This is a genomic window from Geotalea uraniireducens (assembly GCF_027943965.1).
Taxonomy (GTDB): domain Bacteria; phylum Desulfobacterota; class Desulfuromonadia; order Geobacterales; family Geobacteraceae; genus Geobacter; species Geobacter uraniireducens.
This window is the reverse complement of sequence record NZ_AP027151.1, coordinates 1648650-1668948: the sequence shown is the minus strand read 5'-3', so window position 1 is coordinate 1668948 and position 20299 is coordinate 1648650. Positions and strand designations below refer to the sequence as shown.

Below are 20299 nucleotides of genomic sequence, written 5' to 3'. Positions count from 1 at the left end.
GCTTACTCTGCCTGCAACTGAACGCTGCGCTGTTGCTGTTTGCCGTCACGGAGAATGGTGATGGTCACCGTATCGCCCACCTTGAAGTCATCCAGTCGAGCCAGCAATTTGGGAATCGTTTCGACCTGTTTTCCTTGTACGGCTATAATGATATCTCCCGGGGAAAATGTCCGGTCACGGTTAATGGTTATGCCTTTGAACCCTGCACGCGCTGCAGGAGAATTTGAACGCACCTTGAGTATTGCCACACCTTTGACGCCAAGCTGTTCGGTAATCGCCTCGTTGAGATCCTGGTCAATTTCAATTCCCAAGGATGGACGAACATATTTCCCTTGACCAATCAGTTGCGGAACCACCCGGTTGACCGTATCGACCGGCACTGCAAAGCCGACCCCGGCGGATGCGCCGGACGGGCTGTAGATGGCGGTATTGATGCCTATGAGCCGACCGGCGGAATCAAGCAACGGGCCGCCGGAATTGCCCGGGTTGATGGCGGCATCGGTCTGGATCAGATGCTCGATGACGCTGCCGGATTCTCCCTTCAATGACCGGTCCAGAGCAGAGACGATCCCGGTGGTCAGAGTCCAGTCGAGACCGAACGGGTTGCCGATGGCAAAGACCTTTTGTCCAACTTTCAGGTTGTGTGAGGTGCCCACCGGCAGCGAACGTCCTTTGAAGCCGGTGCCGATCTTCAGCACAGCAAGATCGTGCATGGGGCTGGCGCCGACCAGACTGGCCTTGTACTCCTTGCCGTCCGACAATCTGACCCGGGCCTCTGAAGCCCCTTCGATGACATGGTAATTGGTGACCACATGTCCCTTGTCATCCCAGATGAACCCTGACCCGGTGCCACGGGGGATGGTGAAGATATTGCGGCTCCAGAAGTCCATAACCCGTTCCGAAGTGGAAATATACACGACCGAATCGCGGGACCGTTCGAACAGTTCGATGGTCGATTTCTCATCGGCGGCCAGATCGCCCCGGGCGGTTACCGCTCGCGGTGTTGCCGATTCTTTCTGGAACGCCCGGTCCGCCCACGACAGGGCATGCCAGGCAAACAGCACCGTGATGACCGCAATGGTCAGCCAACGCAGGCGGCGCAGGAACGGGTCACTTGGCGAGTACTGAGGCATGTGGTACTCCGATCATCCAACAGGTAGTATTATCCTTCTTCTTGCCGACCATGTTCCATGTTCCAGGCATCCCTTTCCCGCATCAGCCAGTACACGGCCCCTAGAGCGACGAGTGCCAGAGCCAGTGAGGCGATCTTGGCCGCTTCAAGGGCATGGATGTCCAGTATGATGAATTTACGGGCCAAAGCAAGCATCGACACCAGAATGACGGTTTTTACCTGGATGATATTTTGCTGCCGCTTGGTGACGACCAAAATGGAGTGCTTGAACTCCATGGCAATGAGCAGGGTCATGATGCCGCCAAATACTGTCTGGAAGGTTTCGTGTTTCAGCGGATCGAAGGCTCTGCTCACCAGCAGGCTGAGGACATCTTCACCCAGCTTGTACAAGGCGACAACCACGATGAACGAAATGAGCAGCACCAGTATATTGGCGATCAGGTGCTCGAACAGGTGATAAGGCTTTGCTTTACTGAGCCCCTCACTTGCTCTGTGTAACAATGATTGCAGTCTGCTTCGTTCGGTCAGCACATCCAGTCCTCACTTTTCCTCAGAATCTCCGTTCCAGCTCGTCAATGCGATCAAGCAGTTCCATCACCAGGGCCATTGCATCGAAGTTGAGGCCAAGATCCCGTTTCAGGCGCAGGGCCTTCCTGGCCCTGACTACGGCGCTCCGGTCGAATAGAGGAGTTGTCCCTACAGACAGCGGCTCGATGAGGCCGATGGAGAAGAGCCGTTTTGCCACCGAAAGGTGGCACTCGCACAGCCGGCTCAATTCATGGATGGTGATGCCCGGCACGGAGACCAGTTCATGCTTTCTGCTGATGATTATTTCATACTGTTGAACGGTCATAACTGTTCCTCGGTCACACACGCGGATCGAATCGCGATTCTTTTGCCAATTCCTCGAAGAGATGCCGCTCCCTGGCCGAGAGATGTTTCGGCACCACAATACACACATTCACCAGCAGGTCTCCGTTGCGGCCCGAGGTAACCGGCATTCCCTTGCCCCGTACCCGCAAGGTCTGGCCGCTCTGGGTACCGGCCGGCACGGTCAGGTTGATCTTGCCATCGATTGTCGGCACCAGTACCTTGGCCCCAAGGGCCGCCGCCCAGGGGGTGATGTCGACCGTCGTGGCCAGGTCATGGCCGTTCAGACTGAAGCGGCTGTCGGGTAGGATACTGACCCGCAGGAACAGGTCGCCAGCATCCGCGCCGCCACTGCCGCTGCCACCTTGTCCGGCAAGCCGGATCAGGGAGCCGTCAGTTACTCCGGGGGGAATGGTGACGTCATAGCTGCGCCTGGTCCTGGTCGGTCTGCCGCTGCTATCGGCTTCGACCTTCTCCAGTTCGATGCTTTTCCTGGCGCCATGATAGGCATCGGCTAGCGTGATGTTGATGGTGGTCTCATGGTCACGGCCTCGCCGCCTCCTGGTGCCGCCGCCCCGGAATTCGGCTTCTTCACCAAAACTCCACCCGCCGCCGAAGAGGTTCTGGAAGAAATCACTGAACTGGCCCGGATCGGCATTGGTGTAGTGGAAGCGAACATTATCGCCTTCCTGATACCCCTGGTTGGCAAACTGCCCATCCCAGCCGCTGCCGAACTGATCGTACTTGGCCCGTTTTTCCGGGTCGCCCAGCACCTCGTAGGCTTCGTTGATCTGTTTGAATTTCTCCTCGGCGGTGCTTTCCTTGTTGATGTCAGGATGGTACTTCCGGGCCAGTTTACGGTAGGCCCGCTGAATCTCTTCCTGAGTTGCTGTTTTCCCTACGCCGAGGGTGGCGTAATAATCCTGATACGTTGCCATGATCTTCACTCTCGCCAGAAACTGTTATTCTTTGTTGTCGTCTTCCGGCCACCTGCGCATACAGTAGATACACTGTTCAACTTTATGCGGAATCGTGTCCCGCAGGATTTCCTTCTGAAACTGGACGCCACAGCGCTTCGGAACGGGATAGCGATGCAGCTTGTTGTCTTTGATGAAGTAATGCATGCCATGCTCCCTTCTGATTTGCCCCGGAACAGCGAGGGCCGCATCTAGCGGCCCTCACATCATCCCTGCTGGTTCAGGATACCGGCACCCGGTAGCGGGCCTGCCGTCCTTTGTCCGGCTTGGGTAGCCGGATGGTCAGGACCCCGTGTTTGAGGTCCGCAGCAATCGTCTGCTCATCTATTTCGTACGGCAACTGGATACTGCGGGAAAAACTGCCGTACCGACATTCTGAAATGAGACACCCATCACCTCCTTTCCGTTCTCGTACGACGTTCTTTTCACCTTTTATCGTTAACCGCCTGCCGACAAGCTCAACCGAGAAATCGTCTTTTTTCAGTCCCGGTACTTCTGCCCTGATGATCAGTTCATCAGCTGTTTCGTGCATGTCGAGCGACGGACCACCAAACTGCATGAAGGCTGGCAGGGTGTCGGCTGTGATCCGCTCCGGTGTTTGCACCTCTTTTTTCAACGGATTCAGTTTGTTCAGGAAATGGCCGACTTTGTCATGAACCCGCTCCAGCGCCTCGCTCCACTTCTCGGGCAACAGGTTTGACATGTTGATCACCTCCTTCGCAGACTCCTTTCTCAGCTGACCTGTACGGCAATCCGTTTCGGTTTGGCGACTTCAGCCTTCGGTATCCGCAGGGTCAGAATGCCGTTGGCATAGTCGGCATGGGCCTTTTCGTGGTCGAGGCTCTCAGGGATAGTAAACTGGCGATAGTAGCTGGCCAGTTCAAATTCCCGGTAAGCCGAGGTTCCAGGTGCCGTGTGCTGGGCCGGGGCGCTGATGGTCAGAATTCCCTTTTCCACGTTGACATCGAGAGCATCCTTGGAGGCACCGGGGATGTCAGCGGTCAGAACCAGTCCTTCTTCGGTCTCGATGATATTCACGGCCGGGCGGATATATTTTTCATTGGACCGGGTCTCTTCACGGCCCTGCACGTTCCGTTCATCGTTTCTTTCCGTCAAGCTGTTGGCTGCCATGATTGATTACCTCCTTTCCGTATCATGTCGTTCGGTATCACGAAAGTTTGATGTCGATTTTCTTCGGTTTGGCATGTTCGGCCTTGGCCAGGGTGATCTGCATGATGCCGTCCTTGCAACTGGCCGTGATCTTTTCGGGATCGATGTCGACCGGCAGTTCGAGTGTGCGGGAGAATTTGCCAGAGCCGAGTTCGGAGCGGTGCACGATCTGCCCTTCCTTCTCGACGAACGGATTGCGCTCGCCGCTGATGGTGACCGTATTCCGCAGCACAGTCAGATCGACATCCTTCGGATCAACGCCGGGAACCAGTGCTTCGATATAAACATGCCCCTCATCCTCGCTGAAGTTGACCAGCGGAAAACGACGGGTTGTTACCGGCGAAAGGAATGTCGGTCCAAACGGCCGGTTGTAACCAGCGCCACGGAACGCTTCGTCAATTTCCCTTCTCAGAGTGTCGAGTTCTTTGAAAACATCCCAGGTTGCCATGTGGATTACCTCCTTTCGATACGTGATTTTCTGATCGAAAAATAAGTATGCACTTTTTACATGTCAAGGGGAGGCAATCAAAGTTTGGTTCATGATATTGGCTGGTTATATGGTTGGGCTGAAGACGGCAAGATGGTTTTTCAGAAGGATAGCGTGAATAATATTTTCGTGGGATACTGTTCTTATGAAAGACAGCTTGTGTCAAACGGTAGAGATCAAAAATCCAGAGAACCGTTTTAAGAGGAGAACAGCATGAACCTGAACGAACTGTTCCATAAGCAAGGCCTGGGAGTCATGGCCACAGCATCAAAGGATGGTGCCGTCAATACTGCAGTCTACGCCCGACCGCACGTCATCGATGAACAGACCTTGGTATGGGGCATGACCAATGGGCGAACCTACCGTAATATTACCGAGAACCCGCAGGCCTCATTCCTGTTCAAAACTTCAGATCCCGGCTTCAGTGGTGTCCGTCTGGCTTTGGAACTGGTAAAGACAGAAGAGTCCGGGCCCATGCTGGCAAAAATCAAAGAAAACGCCGATGCTACCGTTGGCCCCGGTACCGGTGCTGCCGTCACCCACGCTGCCTGGTTCACGGTTACGGAAGTGCGTCCCATTATCTGAATGAAAACAATCAGGTTTCCACTCAGAGTGTTCTACGACGGATCATGCATTGTCTGTTCTAAAGAGATTGAGCACTACCTGCGGAAGGATCACGGTGACAAACTGGTGGCAAGTGACATCAGCAGCCCTGATTTCGATCCGATGCAGTACCAGATCTCACTCGCTGATTTCATGCTTCAGTTACATGCTATTGATCAGGACGGACAGGTTTTCAAAGGGGTTGACTCATTTTGGGCCATCTGGCAGGCATTCCCAACCTCGACGATCTATGGTCTCATGGGGCACATCATCCAGTTACCGGTGGTAAATCAGTTAGCCCGCATCGGCTACTGGCTGTTTGCCCGAGTTCGACCATATCTGCCTAAACGAAATCAGTGTGACAGCGGGACCTGCAGCATTCATCATAAGAGGTGAACAATCATAATTTCGGCTTAAGAGAAGAACGTTTGCTGACCTTCCAGAAACAGTTCAATCTTCTCCCGATTCTTTATGAAAAAATAGTGCCGGACAATCAGCAAGCCTGAAAGTTGATTGTTTCTCGTGCAATAAAGTTTTAGTCAAATTATATCAGTTGGTTAAACGAGAAACGGATGCAAAATCGGATGCAACCTACTATTCTGTCACTGGATCAACCCATGTTTCGAGCCTACACCCATTGATTACTCTCTAAATGCAATAGGATTTTCACGTAAATGTTGCATCTTGTTTCTCTGGGTTGTATGTTGACTCACATCCGTTCAAATACAAACGGATGCAAAAACGGATGCAAAGCGTTCATTGGCAAAAAAGAAGGGGCTAGACATATTGTCTAACCCCTTGTTTTTATTGGAGCGGGAAACGGGATTCGAACCCGCGACCTTCAGCTTGGGAAGCTGACACTCTACCACTGAGTTATTCCCGCTTGATGGAAAGATATCTATTAGCCTATCGGCTCGTCGGTTGTCAATAGTTTTTTCCGCAGCCAGGCCCGCGCCGTGGCGGCGGTGGCGACCGTGCCGAGGCTCTGGGCCTGGCGGAGCAGCTCCAGCGCCTCCCCCACCAGCGGGCCGGGCGGGATGCCGAGGAGGGCCATCACCTCGTCGCCGGTAAGGAGGAGTGGCGCCCCTTTCGGCAGGTAGCGCTCGAAATAATAGACGATCAGCTCCCGGCAGGGCTCTTCGGCCAGCTCGCCTCGGGCATGGGCCAAGAGCGCCAGCTCCGGTCCGGCCGGCTCGCGGTCGCTGAAGAAGTGGAAGCGGCCGGCGCCGGCCGCAGGCACGGCGGCACGACAGCTCTGTCGGTCGAGGCCGGCGAGCCGCGTGAGGAGAGCCGCCGCCACGGTGCCCAGCTTCAGCCGCTGCCAGGCGCGACCGGCCGGCGGCGCCACACTCAGGAAGGCCGCCAGCTTGACCAGCGAGGCGACCGTAATTCCTTCCTGGACTTGCTGCTGCAGGCGCGCAGCAAACCGGGCATCGCCGGCAGCGAGCCGGCAGCCGGCCCGGTCGACGGCATCGGCCGCCGCTGTGGCGGCAGCAAGTGCTGGCAGCGGCGTCCCGAACGGTATCGCCAGGAGCCCCGCTTCTCCCATCGCCCGCAGGAACGGGCCGGGCTCCGGCACAGCCAGGATGGCGAACAGTTCGTCGCGTAGCCGCTCCCCCGCCACCCGGGCCAGGAGCGGAGCGTGGAGCGGGATCGCCGCCGCCGTGGCCGGTTCGAGGGCGAAGCCGAGGGTGGCGGCGAACCGGAACGCCCGGACCAGCCGCAGCGGGTCGTCGGCAAAGCTCTGCGGCGAGCAGGCCCGGACCAGCCGGCGGGCCAGGTCGGCCTCGCCGCCGAGCGGGTCGACGAGCGCTCCGTCGGCAACGAGCGGCACGGCCAGGGCGTTGATGGTGAAGTCGCGCAACCGGAGGTCGGCGGCAAGGTCAGCGCCGCGAAGCGGGGCAAAATCGAAGGTGACCGCCCCCCCGGCAGCTTTGATAACCACCCGGCCGTGCCCCCGCGCCTCGTCGAGCCAGAAGAAGCTCCCCCCCGCCCGGGCGGCGAAGCGCCGGGGTAGGTCGGCGGGGCCACCGGCCAGGTCGAGGTCGGCCACCGGCCGCCCCAGGAGGAGATCGCGGAGACAGCCGCCGACGAGGTAGGCGCCCCCCTCCCCCGCCGCCAGCTCGGCCAGCAGGTGCAGCTGCGGGTAGCGGTTGGCAAGTTCGCTGAAAATCATATCGTCAGCTTACCCGCGGTCAGGGACCAGGGCAACAAAAAAGCCCGCACAGGGCGGGCTTTTATAAACATCCAAAGAGGGGAGGAACGTCAGACGACGATCCCTTTTTTCATGGCCATTAGCATTTTCTCGGCGACATCGCGGGCCTTGACGTTATATTCGCCGGCCTTGATCGCCGCCTTCAGCTCCGCCACCCGTTCGGTGCGAATCTCCGGCACCTTCGGCAACGCTTCGGCCGCCTTGGCGTACCGCTGCACATCGCTGGAGAGCTCCACCGTATCCTTACTGGCATCCGCAGTGGTGCCCCGCTGTGCCTGGCTGCCGGCTGAAGCCGCCGCCGCGGGATCGGTCTTTACCGAGTTAACCACCGTAAGTGGGGATTTCTCATCGATTTTCATGGCACTCACCGCCTCCGTCGCCTCCATATCTTTCTCTTTGGTATTCTATATCGACTGGCAGCAAAAAATCTTTAGAAAAAAATGACACCCCCCTAAAAAAAATCCGTTAAAAACAGCCAAAAACGTCAATTAACCGACACAAAAAATCACTCAAGACACCATGACCGACCTGCACCACCCCAGACAAATCGGCTACCAGAGCGGTTTTATAAGCCACCAGCCGGCGACGGTATGCCACCGGCAACAACCGACGCACTCCCCCAATCATCGCAATTGACTGATGAATCGTTTATGGTTAGAGTAAAACAACCGCTACGCGCCAGGAATGATCGTCACATGGCAAACCTGTACCCCGAACTCAACCGGCTCACCTCTCCAGCTTCCGCCCGGAGAGCGCCACTCAAGGAAGTCGTTGCCATCCGCCAGCGACTGCTTCTCGACCGCGTCCTCAGCTCACTGATCGAGGCGCTGCCCGATTACGTCCTGGTCCTGAACCAGGAACGGCAGGTAGTGGCCGTCAACAGCAGGCTGTTGCAGGGGTTCGGCTTTACCGACATCACCACGCTGCTCGGCAAGCGTATCGGCGAGGTCTTCGGCTGTATCAACGCCGATGAGGGGCCTGACGGCTGCGGTACCGGCATCCACTGCTCTGTCTGCGGTGCCCTGATGGCGATTCTCGAAAGCCAGGAGCGGAACACGCAGAGCTGCCACGAATGTCGTATCACCCTGAAAAGGGACGGCGGCGTGGCACTGGATCTGGAGGTGATCGCCAACCCGGCGACCATCGACCGCATCCCGCTGACGCTCTGCATCATCCGCGACATCAGCGACCAGAAGCGCCGCTCCGTGCTCGAACGGGTCTTTTTCCACGACGTGATCAATACTGCGGGGGGAATCCACGGGCTCGCCTCGCTCCTTGCCGACGGCAGAACGATCCCGCCGGACAAGGAAGCGGAATACAAGGGGTGGATGGTTCACCTCTCCAGCCGCCTGATCGACGAAATCAATCACCAGCGTAAACTGCTGGCAGCGGAACAAGGGACCTTCAAGCCAGACCTCGGCCTGGTTGAGGTGGGAAAACTGCTCCAGGAGGTACAGGCGCTCTACTCGGCCCACGACATCGCCGCCGGCCGACAGCTGCTGCTCAGGGAATCACCGTCCTGCTCGATAATCAGCGACGGCCAGATCCTTCGCCGGATTCTCGGCAACCTGGTCAAAAACGCCCTCGAAGCCACGCCGGCAGGCGGAACGGTCACCCTCTCCGCCACCGACGATGGCGACACCCTGACCTTCACCGTCGCCAACCCGGGGGTAATCTCCCCCGACGTCCAGCTGCAGATCTTCCAGCGTTCCTTTACCACCAAGGGGGGCTCGGGGCGGGGGATCGGCACCTACAGCGTCAAGCTGTTCGGCGAGCGCTACCTGAAAGGGAAGGTCGCTTTCTCGAGCTGTGACCCGGAGGGGACCGTCTTCACCGTCACCATTCCGAAACAGCTGCACTGACGCTCAACGATTTTCCCGCCACCGTTCGTCCACCCGACGGAAGTATTCGTTGCGGCACCAATTCTCCACCTCGACCAGCGCCCGGAACGCCTCGGCAAAATCCGCCTCCCCCACCGTAAAAACGCCATGACCGTAGACGATTGCCTTGCGCGGACCAACGATCACCGGCGGTACCCGCTTTGCCAGGCCGCCGGCGCCGATCTCTCCCGCCACCACCGGCGTATCGCCGAGAAAGCGGACCGACGGGCACTCTTTCCAGCAGTCCCGCACCGGACAACCGGCCTCCTCGCACTGCATGCTCATTACCACGGCGAACTTGGGATGGCCGTGGAGGATCGCCCGCGCGCCGCTCAGCTCGTAAATCCGCCGGTGGGCGAGCAGTTCACTGGAGGCGGTAATGCCGCAGGTAGAGGAGTTATCCATCGCCACCGGATCGATGCAGCCGGCCAGAGCGTCGAGGCTGGCCGCCGTTTGGGAGATGTAGACGACCTCGCCGGCCCGGTAGGAGATGTTGCCGAAGAACGAATCGACCAACCCGCGTTCGACCGTGTAGCGGCCGACGGCAGTAATTTCGGCAAGGATTTCGTCGTGATCGGTCAGCGGTCCGGCGCGGAAGTCGAGGCCGGCGGCAGTGAGGGGGCGTAGCCAGTCGCGGCGGAAAACAGAGAAGACGTCCGTTTCACCGGGGAGACGGAAGCCCTCCTGAAGCACATCCTCAAGATACTTGACGAAGGTGGAGTGGAAGATCGACGAGTAGTTGATATAGGCCTGCTCCACGGTCAGAGTGCCGCTGGCAACGATCCCCACCCCCTCGACGATCACCCCCTTACGGTTGCCGAGCAGCCGGGCGATCAGCGCCGCCGGCTCGTCTCCCAGTTCCGCCCGGCGGACGAACGGGATGTCGTGGAGAAAGGTGCGGGTTTCGGTATCGCGGGGAACGATGCAGCTCTCGCCAACCGGCGCCCGGGCAACGAGCAGATCGGCGAAGGGGAGTGCCGGACGGGCCACCGCCAGCGCCAGACAGCTGAGCCGGGCGAGGACTGCCCCGGCCAGCTCGGCCAGCGCCGGCTCGCCCGCCGTCAGCACTGCATCGTCCTGGGCGGCGAAGGCGATTTCCCCGGTAAGCACCGCCCGGTCGGCAATCAATTTGTTTGTATACTGTGCAATCTGGTCATACATATACTTACCTATTTACCTGCGCACCCACCGATTACAGCGGCGGTCCAAACTCTCATTGTAAACTCTTCAGGATCGATGGGTTGTGCATATTTTTTAAAGCGTTACCACAACACCTAGCCGAGTAAACCATGGAAGGCAAATTACGGCTGGGTGGCCAGAAAATCCGGGTCGGCAAATGTCCCGTCCGGGGTCAGTCCCCTGATCCGGTAATATTTCTGCAACTCCTCGGTGAAGCGCGCCCGGTCGATGGGGGGGATCTCGATCCCCTCACCACTGGAGCCCCCTTCGCAGTAGAAACGCTCCGGCAGGTAATCGTCCCGGCTGGCGAAGCCGTTGGCGCAGTTGTAGAACCGCTCGGTCAGGTAAATCCGCCGGCCGATCTCCTTTAACTGTTGGGGGGGATAGTCGATACCGGTGGCCGCGCTCAGCAGTTCGCCGTACTCTTCGAGGGTCGCACCGAAAAAGGAGAACTTGCAGGCCACCAGCGAGTCGACCGCGGCATTGGTATCCTCGGCGATGGCGATGATCCGGGCCTTGCCGGAAAAGGAAAAACGGTCGGTGGCAATTGGCTTGCGGAGAATCTCGTGGGAGATGGGGTAAGCGCGCAGGTGGCAGCCGCCCCGGTTGCTGGTGCAGTATGCCAGGGCCATCCCGTAGGCGCCCCGCGGATCGTAGGCGGGCAATTCCAACCCCTTGACGCCCATCGCCAGTTCCGGCCGCCCCATCGCCGCGGCAACCCGGGACGACCCCTCCGCCAGCAGTTCGCCCGCGCCGTGCCGCCAGGCGATCTCCTCGAGGAGCGGCGGCACCTCCTCCGCCCTGGGGAAAGCCCCCCGCGCCTCTCCCCAGGCGGCAAGGGTCACCGCAGCGGAGATGGTATCCATCCCCAGCCGATTACAGAGAGTGTTGGACTTGACGATCGCCGCCAAGTCGGCAATGCCGTTGAGGGCGCCGAAATGGGAGACCGTTTCGTACTCGGGCAGGTGCTCCCCCTGGGGGGTGCTCTTCTTGCACTGGATCGGGCAGCCGTAGCAGCCGTCCTTCTTTGCCTGGTAGGCGCGCCGGATGGCTGGGCCGGAATAATTGTCCGACTGCTCGAAGACGGTGCGGCGGAAATTGGCCGTCGGCGCCATCCGGCGCTGGCGCATCAGATCGACCAGGGCTGGAGTGCCATACTCGGCGATGCCGAGTTCGCCGAAGATCACCGGCGAGGCCCGGAACAGCCGCATCACGTCGCTCCGGGCGTGATCGAAGCGCTCCCGGTCGGCAATCAGCGTCTCCCGGTCGCCATCGACGACGATTGCCTTCAGCCCCTTCTTCCCCATTACGGCACCAAGACCGCCGCGGCCGACCGAATTCCCCTCCCCCATCATGATGTTGGCGAAGAGGACACCGTTTTCCCCCGCCGGACCGATGGCGGCCACACTGCCGCGAGCGGCGAGGGCGGCGACCGTTTCCGGCACCGTCTTGCCCCACAGGGCGGGGACCGCGACAAGCTCCGCGCCGGTCGGGGTGATGGCCAGGGCCAGCGGCACGGTACTCTGCCCAGTGACGACGAGCGTATCGAAGCCGGCGGCTTTGAGCCGCCAAGCGAACCGGCCGCCGGCGGAACAGTCGTAAATCGTCCCGGTGAGCGGCGAACGGCTCACCACCGCCAGCCGGGCGGCGGTGGGTGCGGGAGTACCGCACAGCGGGCCGACGGCGAAGATCAGCGGCGTGTCCGGATCGAAGGGGGCAAGCCGATAATAGTCGCGCATCAGCCGCACCCCGAGGCCCCGGCCGCCGAGATAGGCATGGCGCAACTCTTCGGGAAGCTCTTCGCGCCAGCACTGCCGGGCGGTCAAATCGACCCGCAGCAATACGCCGGTCCAGCCGGCCGCCGTGCCGTTCGTCATTGCCGCGCCCCGTGGCAAAACAGCGGCAACGCCAGCAGTTCGGAAAAAGTATCGATCCGGTAATCGGCCTCGACCAGGTCGTCGCTGCCGCCGTATCCCCAGGTGCAACCGACCGTGGCCACCCCGGCCCCCTTCCCCGCCGCCACATCGTTGACACTGTCGCCAACGATGCCGGCCCGGGTCGCGGCCACCCCGAAATCGGCCAAGAGCTTCAGGACCGGCTCCGGTGACGGCTTGCGGAACGGCAACGAATCGGCGCCAAGGATCTCGGCAAAGTAGTCGCCGATCCCAAGGAGGGAGAGGATACGGCGGCAAAGGGCGACATGTTTGTTGGAAACCACCGCCAGACGCATGCCGCGGGCCCGCAGAGCGGCTAGCGTTTCAGCGGCCCCCGGATAGAGTGCGGACCGCTCAACGAGGTGGTTGAGATTGGCTTGCAGAAACAACTCGACTCCTCGATCGACGTCCGTCGAAGTGGCGCCAGCCAGCGCCCGCTCGACCAGACGCCGCGCTCCCTGGCCGACCAGTGCCCGCACGCCCGTTTCATCGAGCGGCTGGCGGCCGAAGACAGCAAGCATTTCATTGGTAGCGGTGGTCAGGTCAGCAAGTGAATCGACAAGGGTTCCATCAAGATCGAAAATAACCAGATCGAGGCATTCGGACACGGGCAACTCCAGGCAGGATTTCCTTTTCACTATAATGCCATTGCCGGGCGGGCCGCAATAAAAAAGCCTGTCCCCGGGACAGGCTGATCGTCATGCAGCGGCCGGACAGCCGGTTCACAATTCATTGAGATTGCTGAATTCACCCCAGGCCAGATAGGTCCGCGGCGCCTCGATGAAGGAGTAGATATTCTCGACGATATTCAAATGCCGCCGTTCCTGCGCCGCCAGATCCAGCAAGAGGCGCCGCGTGCCGTCGTTCTCCGCCTCTCCGGCAAGCTGCTCGTAAAACTTGATGCTCTCTTCCTCCTCGTGCACCACATGGCGATAGCCGTCCGGGTCCTGCTGCAGCTCGGCCATCAATTCACGCCGGTCGAGGAGCGGCCTGAAGACGCAAGCCGCTTTATCCAGCGCCTTGAACTCCGTCTTGCCGCCGGCGATATTTTCCTTCATGGCAGCCAGGGCGGCAAGATGTTCCTCTTCCGCCGAAGCGAGCAACTGGAAGAGATTCTGCAGTTCGCTCGTCGGCGCGGCCGCCGCCAGTTTGTCATAATGCTCCTTGGCATCCGCTTCCATTTTCAGGGCACAGTCGAAGATGTTCATGACGTCCTCCTTTCCGACGCCCGGCAATTGCGTCCGATATACCTATAGTTATTATACCAGAAACGCGCCACAGATAGCGCAAACCACTCTCCCGGCGCCGCAACGAAAAAGGGGGCGATGCCATCGGCACCGCCCCCCTCTTGTCAGCCAACCGTTGCGATCATTCCCACTCGATGGTGGCCGGCGGCTTCTGACTGATGTCGTACACCACCCGGTTAACCCCTTTCACTTCGTTGATGATCCGCGACGAAATGGCACCGAGGACTTCATAGGGAAGCTTGACCCAGTCGGCGGTCATCCCGTCGGTGGAGTTAACGGCCCGCAGCGCCACGGTGTAGTCGTAGGTTCGGGCGTCGCCCATCACCCCGACGGTCCGGACCGGCAGGATGACGGCAAACGACTGCCAGATCTCCCGGTAGAGACCGGCCTTGCGGATCTCGTCGAGAACGATGGCATCGGCCTCGCGGAGAATATCGAGCCGTTCCCTGGTCACCTCGCCGATGCAGCGGATGGCCAGTCCCGGCCCGGGGAACGGCTGGCGCCAGATCACTTCGTCGGGCATGCCGAGCTCTTTGCCAAGCAGCCGGACTTCGTCCTTGAACAGCTCACGCACCGGCTCCAGCAGCTTCAGATTCATCTTCTCCGGCAGACCGCCGACGTTGTGGTGGCTCTTGATCACCGCCGAGGGCCCCTTGGTGGAAACCGACTCGATCACGTCGGGATAGAGCGTCCCCTGGGCCAGGTAGTCGACGGCGCCGAGCTTGGCGGCCTCTTCTTCAAAGAGGAAAATGAATTCGTTGCCGATGATCTTCCGCTTCTTCTCCGGATCGGTAACCCCGGCGAGCCGGTCGAGGAACCGGTCCGCGGCATCCACGTAATCGAGATTGATCCGGAAGTGGCTCCGGAACAGGTTGACCACCCGCTCGGCCTCCCCTTTGCGCAGCAGGCCGTTATTGACGAAGATGCACTGCAGCTGGTCGCCGAGCGCCCGATGGATCAGCACCGCCACCACCGATGAGTCGACACCGCCGGAGAGGGCACAGATCACCTTGCCGGAGCCGACCTTGGCCCGGATCTCGGCCACCGCACTCTCGATGAAACTGGCCATCGTCCAGGTCGGCTGACAACCGCAGACGGTGAAAAGGAAATTACCGAGCATCTCCTCGCCGCGCGGGGTGTGTACCACCTCGGGATGGAACTGCACCCCGTAGAAACGCCGCTTCTCATCCTTCATCGCCGCCGCCGGACAGTGTTCGGTATGGGCAATGGCATGGAAACCCTTCGGCATCTCTTCGATCCGGTCGCCGTGGGACATCCAGACCTCGGCCTTGGCGGCGAAGCCGCTGAACAGGTCGCCGGTATCGTCCAGGTCCATCATCGCCCGGCCGTACTCCCGCTTGTGGGACCGTTCCACCCGGCCGCCGAGCTGGTGGGTCATCAGCTGCATGCCGTAGCAGATGCCGAGGACCGGGATGCCGAGATCGAAGACCCCTGCGTCGGAATGGGGCGCATCCTTGTCGTAGACGCTGGACGGGCCACCGGAAAGGATGATCCCCTTTGGCGCGTACTCCTTGATGCGAGCAAGAGAAATATTATAGGGATGAATTTCGCAGTAGACGCTCTGCTCCCGCACCCGGCGGGCGATGAGCTGGGTCACCTGGGAACCGAAATCGAGGATCAGGATCTTTTCGCTGTGGATGTCATGGCTCATCGAACGTTTTCCACCCGGTAGTTAGGTGCCTCCTTGGTAATCATGACATCATGAACGTGAGACTCTTTCAGCCCGGCGCCGGTGATCCGGATGAAGCGCCCCTTTTCCTGGAGCTCGCGGATCGTGTGGCAGCCGGTGTAGCCCATCCCGGCCCGCAGCCCGCCCATCAGCTGATGGACGTTGGCCCCCAGCGGACCACGCAGCGGCACCATCCCCTCGATCCCCTCGGGGACGAGTTTCACTTCGCTCTCGACGTCGCTCTGGAAATAGCGGTCCTTGCTCCCCTGCTTCATGGCGCCGATGGAGCCCATGCCGCGGTAGCTCTTGTAGGCGCGCCCCTGGTAGAGGATGGTGTCGCCCGGCGACTCCTCGGTCCCGGCAAAGAGGGAGCCGATCATCACCACGTCGGCCCCGGCGGCGATCGCCTTGGTGACGTCGCCGGAATACTTGACGCCGCCGTCGGCAATGATCGGCACGTCGTACTTGCGGGCCACCCGCGAACATTGGGCGATGGCGGTGATCTGCGGCACCCCGACCCCGGCGACGACCCGGGTGGTGCAGATGGAACCGGGGCCGATCCCGACCTTGATGGCGTCAACCCCGGCCTTGATCAGCGCTTCCGCCGCTTCGGCGGTAGCGATGTTGCCGGCGACCAGCTCGATCCCCGGGAAATTGGCCTTGATCGTCCGGATGCCGTCGAGCACTCCCTGGGAATGGCCGTGGGCGGTATCGACCACGATCACGTCGACCCCAGCCTTCATCAGCGCATCGACCCGGGCCTCCATGTCGCCGGCCGGACCGACGGCGGCGCCGACCCGCAGCCGGCCGAGGCTGTCCTTGCAGGCGTTGGGGTACTTGCGGACCTTCTCGATATCCTTGATGGTGATCAGCCCCTTGAGGTTCTTGTCGTCGTCGACGACCAGCAGCTTCTCGACCCGGGTATGCTTCAGATGTTCCTTGGCTTCTTCGAGGGTGGTGCCAACGGGGACGGTGACGAGCTTCTTCTTGGTCATGCGGGCTGAGATGGGGAGATCGAGGTTGGTTTCGAAGCGGAGATCGCGATTGGTAAGGATGCCGACCAGCTTCCCCTTGGCGTTGATGACCGGCACCCCGGAGATCCGGTACTTCTCCATGATCGCCAGGGCCTCGTGGATCTTCTGGTGGGGGCGCATGGTGATCGGGTCGACGATCATTCCCGACTCGCTCTTCTTGACCTTGTCCACCTCCATCGCCTGCTCCTCGATGGTCAGGTTCTTGTGGATGATGCCGACCCCCCCCTCACGAGCCATGCAGATGGCGGTGCGGGCTTCGGTAACGGTATCCATGGCGGCGGAGACGAGGGGAATGTTGAGGGTGATGGTGCGGGTAAGGTGGGTTGAAAGGGCGACATCGCGGGGCAGAATCTGGGAATGGGCCGGAACGAGCAGCACGTCGTCGAAGGTCAGGCCTTCCACAATCGTTTCGTCTAACATCGCGAACTCCTTTGTCACGTTCTCAAAATATTAACCGGGAACTATAACCGCCAAGGTCGGCAGTGTCAAGATAAATCGTCACCTGGTTAGTGCCAAATTGCCGTCAGACAAATCCCCCCCGCCCCCTTGAAGGAGAAGAGGCCAATTGAACCGAAGCTACGCACTAATCATGAATCATCATCACGTTCGCCGGGCCGAAGGCGGCGTTGCCGGATCAGCGGGGGATGAAAGTATCCCGTTCACCCATCCCCGGCAAGGCGGCGACGATCAGCCGCACCGCATTCTCCAGGTCGGCCAGGGAGAGTACCTCCACCGGCGTATGCATGTAGCGGAGAGGGATTTTCACCAGCGCGGTGGCGACGCCCCCGCGCGACACCTGCATCACGTTGGCGTCGGTGCCGGTCGCCCGGGGAATGCCGGTGAACTGGACCGGCACCCCTTCCCGCTCGGCGGTCCCAGCCAGGATATCGAACAGCGGCTGATTGATATTCGCCCCCCGCGGCAGGATCGGACCCTTGCCGAGTTTCACCTCGCCATTGTGTTTCTTTTCCACGTCGGGCTGGTCGGTGCTGAAATCGACCTCGACGCAGATACCGACGTCCGGGTTGACACGGTAGGCACTGGTGGTCCCGCCGCGCAAACCAATCTCCTCCTGCACCGACGACACCCCGTAGAGATCGACGGGAAGTGTAACCCCCGATTCGGCCACGGTCCGCAACACCTCGGCAACGACGAAGCTCCCCGCCTTGTCGTCGAATCCCCGCGCCGCCAGGCGGTCACCAAGCAGTTGCTGGACGCCGTCGGCGAAGGTGACCGGATCGCCGACCCGGACCAGCGCCTGGGCTTCCTGCCGGTCACCGGCGCCGATGTCGATATATTGGGCATCGAGCCGGACGATTTTTTTCCGGTCTTCGTCTTCCATCAAATGGATCGGTTTTTTGCCGATCACGCCGGGAACACTACCACCGGCGGCATGGACCAGCACCCGCTTGCCGGGGGTCAGATGGGGATCGACGCCGCCGATCGCGGCGAAATAGAGGTAGCCGTTATCGTCGATGTACTTGATCTGGAAACCGATCTCGTCGGAGTGGCCGACGATCATCACCCGCGGCGGGTTGTCGCCCCTGCCGGGAATCCGGCCGAAAACGTTCCCCATCACGTCGGTGGTCACCTCGGCGTACGGAGCGATATAGTCGCGAAAGACCCGCTGGGCCGGCTGTTCGTATCCGGAGGGGCTCGGCGCTTCCAGCAACCGTTGCATGAACTCGAGAGATTCCTGACGCATGAATAACTCCTTTGAGAGGCAGGGAAAGTAGGGAGATCCCGCTCACCGGCACCATGACCGGACCGGTTCGTCACATCGGATACTTGCCGAGATCGGCGGGATCGAGGTTTTCCAGAAAATCGACGAAACGCCGCTCGTCGACGTCGGTAAAGCGCTCTTCCGCAGCCTCATCGACGAGAGAGATTCGCTCCATCAGCTCGCGGGAAACCATCACCGGCAGCGACTGCTTCAGTGCCAGCACCAGCGCCTCGGAGATGCGCACGTCAAGCTTCACCTGTTCGGCGCCGACCAGCAGGACGACCGACGAGCTGAACAGCCCGTCTTTCATATCGTTGATGACAATTTCGGCGATCTCGGCCTCGAAATGGTTCAGCAACGCGGTTTGCAGATCCTTCCGGTCACTCTTCGCCGCCGCGTCGTGCCGGATCAGCTCGGCAACAATATAGAGAGCGTCGTTACTGCTGATCCAGATCGGCAGGGTAATGCTGTCTTCTTCATCCTTCAGCAGCACCACCGGCATCTGGGCGATGGAATCGAGGGCAAAACCGTAGACGTTGAGCTTGAGATGCATGGAACCTCCATCCTGGTGTATGTCAGGGCTGTATCAGCTCAGCTCGCCCAGTAGGGAATTCTGAAAGGCGCGGACAATCCGCACATCGACCATCGAACCGATAATCGAACGATCGGCGGTGAAATTCACCCCTCGGTTGCCGTCGGTTCGCCCGAACAGCTGATCGCCGCGCTTGCTCGGTCCTTCGACGAGCACCCGCAGCACCGTCCCGACAAAACGCCGGTTGCATTCGAGGGTCAGCGTCCGCTGCAGCGCCTGAAGGCGGCTTAACCGCTCCTGTTTCTCGATCCGGGAGATATCATCGGCCAGCGCGGCCGCCGAGGTGCCAGGACGCACCGAATAGGCGAACGAAAAGAGGTCGGCATAACGGACCTCTTCCATCAGGGAGAGGGTTTCGCAGAAATCATCCTCCGTCTCCCCCGGAAAGCCGACGATCATGTCGCCGGTAATCAGGATATCGGACCGTGCGGCTTTGAGCGCCGCCACCTTCTCCAGATACTGGGCCCTGGTGTAACCGCGGTTCATCCGGGCAAGCACCCGGTCGCTCCCGGCCTGGGCGGGAAGATGGATATGGCCGCAGACCTTGGGCAGTTCGGCGAAACAGGCAATCAATTCCGGGGAGATATCCTTGGGGTGAGAGGTGGTAAAGCGAATTCGCTCCAGACCGTCGATGGCCGAGATTTCACGCAGCAGTTGCGGATACGACACTTCATCCTGGCTCTTCAGCCCGTAAGAATTGACATTCTGCCCCAGGAGCGTCACTTCTTTCGTCCCGGTCGCCACGGCACTCCGAATCTCGGCGATCACCTCCGTCGAGCGGCGGCTGATCTCACGCCCGCGGACATAGGGAACAATACAGTATGAGCAAAAATTGTCACACCCCTGCATCACCGTAACGAAGCGGCTGATCCCCCGCCCTTCGTCTCCCCGGGGAAAGAGGTCGAGGCGGATATCATTGTCGATGAACCGGACCTCGGCCCGCCGTTCACCCCGCTCGGCGGCCCGGACCATCTCCGGCAGAAGGTGGAGATTGTGGGTACCGAAAACGAGATCGAGCCATGGCACCCGCTCAAGGAGGCGCTCGCCCTCCTGTTGTGCCACGCATCCCCCGACGGCGAGCAGCAGTTGTTGCTTTTCCCGTTTTGCCCGCTTGAAGCGGTCGAGGTAGTGGTAAACTTTTTGCTCGGCCTTTGCCCGAACGCTGCATGTGTTGAGGATAATCAGGTTTGCCCGCGAGACATCGCTGGTGGGGTGGTAATCGCACTCCTGGAGGAGTGTGGCGATCTTTTCCGAATCGCTGACATTCATCTGACAGCCAAACGTTTCAATATAGAGAAGTTTTTGTCCGTCCACGGGTCCTCTTGGTCGGTCAGCGCCAGACCGGCAACAAGCCGGCAACGCGACCCGCTGCCGATTCGCAAACCGGTTAATCCGATAATACTACGCAATTGCCGGTTCTCACGTCAACCTCGATTTGTCGGCACACAACCACACCGTCACCGACACGCATCTGTCAAAAAACAGGCTCGCCCACCGCCAAATCACCGAATCCCACCCCCGTCATTTCACCGTAAAACACCTAACCGTCCGGAAAAGCGCAACATC

At 60.1% G+C, this 20299-nt stretch carries 22 protein-coding genes and 1 tRNA gene; 3 read left to right on the top strand and 20 right to left on the bottom strand.

The window, feature by feature from the left end:
* Window positions 1-2 precede the first annotated feature (2 nt).
* The 8 genes from QMN23_RS07840 to QMN23_RS07805 all read right to left on the bottom strand — a co-directional run bounded on the left by QMN23_RS07840 (window position 3) and on the right by QMN23_RS07805 (window position 4597).
* Window positions 3-1133: a S1C family serine protease gene (locus QMN23_RS07840; protein ID WP_282003190.1), complete on the bottom strand. Its 1131-nt coding sequence runs from the start codon at window positions 1131-1133 to the stop codon at window positions 3-5.
* A gap of 29 nt (window positions 1134-1162) precedes the next feature.
* Entirely contained in the window at window positions 1163-1663 is a 501-nt protein-coding gene (locus QMN23_RS07835) for a phosphate-starvation-inducible PsiE family protein (protein ID WP_282003188.1), read from the bottom strand.
* A gap of 19 nt (window positions 1664-1682) precedes the next feature.
* Window positions 1683-1985: a chaperone modulator CbpM gene (locus QMN23_RS07830; protein ID WP_282003187.1), complete on the bottom strand. Its 303-nt coding sequence runs from the start codon at window positions 1983-1985 to the stop codon at window positions 1683-1685.
* A 13-nt stretch (window positions 1986-1998) separates the two neighbouring features.
* Complete coding sequence (locus QMN23_RS07825; RefSeq protein ID WP_282003185.1) at window positions 1999-2940, bottom strand: DnaJ C-terminal domain-containing protein; 942 nt, start codon at window positions 2938-2940, stop codon at window positions 1999-2001.
* 24 nt (window positions 2941-2964) lie between these two features.
* Entirely contained in the window at window positions 2965-3126 is a 162-nt protein-coding gene (locus QMN23_RS07820; protein WP_282003184.1) for a hypothetical protein, read from the bottom strand.
* Window positions 3127-3199: 73 nt separating this feature from the next.
* Entirely contained in the window at window positions 3200-3682 is a 483-nt protein-coding gene (locus QMN23_RS07815; RefSeq protein WP_282003183.1) for an Hsp20/alpha crystallin family protein, read from the bottom strand.
* A 29-nt stretch (window positions 3683-3711) separates the two neighbouring features.
* Window positions 3712-4110 (bottom strand): Hsp20/alpha crystallin family protein, encoded by a 399-nt coding sequence (locus QMN23_RS07810; RefSeq protein WP_282003181.1) that lies wholly within the window; start codon window positions 4108-4110, stop codon window positions 3712-3714.
* A gap of 37 nt (window positions 4111-4147) precedes the next feature.
* The gene (locus QMN23_RS07805; RefSeq protein WP_282003180.1) at window positions 4148-4597 is read right to left on the bottom strand and encodes an Hsp20/alpha crystallin family protein; all 450 of its coding nucleotides are present in this window, start codon (window positions 4595-4597) and stop codon (window positions 4148-4150) included.
* Window positions 4598-4849: 252 nt separating this feature from the next.
* Between QMN23_RS07805 and QMN23_RS07800 the strand changes: the two genes are divergently transcribed.
* On the top strand, window positions 4850-5221 hold the full coding sequence (locus QMN23_RS07800; RefSeq protein ID WP_282003179.1) for a pyridoxamine 5'-phosphate oxidase family protein: 372 nt from the start codon (window positions 4850-4852) through the stop codon (window positions 5219-5221).
* On the top strand, window positions 5222-5635 hold the full coding sequence (locus tag QMN23_RS07795; protein ID WP_282003178.1) for a thiol-disulfide oxidoreductase DCC family protein: 414 nt from the start codon (window positions 5222-5224) through the stop codon (window positions 5633-5635).
* Between the two features lie 412 nt (window positions 5636-6047).
* Here the strand turns inward: QMN23_RS07795 and QMN23_RS07790 are convergent.
* From QMN23_RS07790 to flgM, 3 genes are all read right to left on the bottom strand, one after another.
* Window positions 6048-6122, bottom strand: a tRNA-Gly gene (locus QMN23_RS07790).
* 18 nt (window positions 6123-6140) lie between these two features.
* On the bottom strand, window positions 6141-7415 hold the full coding sequence (locus tag QMN23_RS07785) for a CCA tRNA nucleotidyltransferase (RefSeq protein WP_282003177.1): 1275 nt from the start codon (window positions 7413-7415) through the stop codon (window positions 6141-6143).
* Between the two features lie 89 nt (window positions 7416-7504).
* On the bottom strand, window positions 7505-7840 hold the full coding sequence (flgM, locus tag QMN23_RS07780) for a flagellar biosynthesis anti-sigma factor FlgM (RefSeq protein WP_282003176.1): 336 nt from the start codon (window positions 7838-7840) through the stop codon (window positions 7505-7507).
* Window positions 7841-8149: 309 nt separating this feature from the next.
* Between flgM and QMN23_RS07775 the strand changes: the two genes are divergently transcribed.
* On the top strand, window positions 8150-9316 hold the full coding sequence (locus QMN23_RS07775) for a PAS domain-containing sensor histidine kinase (protein WP_282003175.1): 1167 nt from the start codon (window positions 8150-8152) through the stop codon (window positions 9314-9316).
* Window positions 9317-9319: 3 nt separating this feature from the next.
* Here the strand turns inward: QMN23_RS07775 and QMN23_RS07770 are convergent, their stop codons facing one another.
* From QMN23_RS07770 to miaB, 9 genes are all read right to left on the bottom strand, one after another.
* A complete protein-coding gene (locus QMN23_RS07770) occupies window positions 9320-10495 on the bottom strand; it encodes a class II aldolase/adducin family protein (protein ID WP_282003174.1) in 1176 nt (391 codons plus the stop codon).
* A 140-nt stretch (window positions 10496-10635) separates the two neighbouring features.
* A complete protein-coding gene (locus tag QMN23_RS07765) occupies window positions 10636-12390 on the bottom strand; it encodes an aldehyde ferredoxin oxidoreductase family protein (RefSeq protein WP_282003173.1) in 1755 nt (584 codons plus the stop codon).
* Window positions 12387-13055, bottom strand: coding sequence for an HAD family hydrolase (locus tag QMN23_RS07760; protein WP_282003172.1), 669 nt, complete (start codon window positions 13053-13055; stop codon window positions 12387-12389). Before QMN23_RS07760 ends, QMN23_RS07765 begins: the two co-directional genes overlap by 4 nt.
* A 114-nt stretch (window positions 13056-13169) precedes the next feature.
* The gene (locus tag QMN23_RS07755; protein WP_282003170.1) at window positions 13170-13655 is read right to left on the bottom strand and encodes a ferritin-like domain-containing protein; all 486 of its coding nucleotides are present in this window, start codon (window positions 13653-13655) and stop codon (window positions 13170-13172) included.
* 160 nt (window positions 13656-13815) lie between these two features.
* The gene (guaA, locus tag QMN23_RS07750) at window positions 13816-15366 is read right to left on the bottom strand and encodes a glutamine-hydrolyzing GMP synthase (protein ID WP_282003168.1); all 1551 of its coding nucleotides are present in this window, start codon (window positions 15364-15366) and stop codon (window positions 13816-13818) included.
* Window positions 15363-16838, bottom strand: coding sequence for an IMP dehydrogenase (gene guaB, locus QMN23_RS07745; protein ID WP_282003167.1), 1476 nt, complete (start codon window positions 16836-16838; stop codon window positions 15363-15365). Before guaB ends, guaA begins: the two co-directional genes overlap by 4 nt.
* 214 nt (window positions 16839-17052) lie before the next feature.
* Window positions 17053-18123 (bottom strand): M42 family metallopeptidase, encoded by a 1071-nt coding sequence (locus QMN23_RS07740; protein ID WP_282003165.1) that lies wholly within the window; start codon window positions 18121-18123, stop codon window positions 17053-17055.
* A gap of 70 nt (window positions 18124-18193) precedes the next feature.
* On the bottom strand, window positions 18194-18694 hold the full coding sequence (locus QMN23_RS07735; RefSeq protein ID WP_282003163.1) for a bifunctional nuclease family protein: 501 nt from the start codon (window positions 18692-18694) through the stop codon (window positions 18194-18196).
* A gap of 33 nt (window positions 18695-18727) precedes the next feature.
* Entirely contained in the window at window positions 18728-20047 is a 1320-nt protein-coding gene (gene miaB / locus QMN23_RS07730; protein ID WP_282003161.1) for a tRNA (N6-isopentenyl adenosine(37)-C2)-methylthiotransferase MiaB, read from the bottom strand.
* Window positions 20048-20299 lie beyond the last annotated feature (252 nt).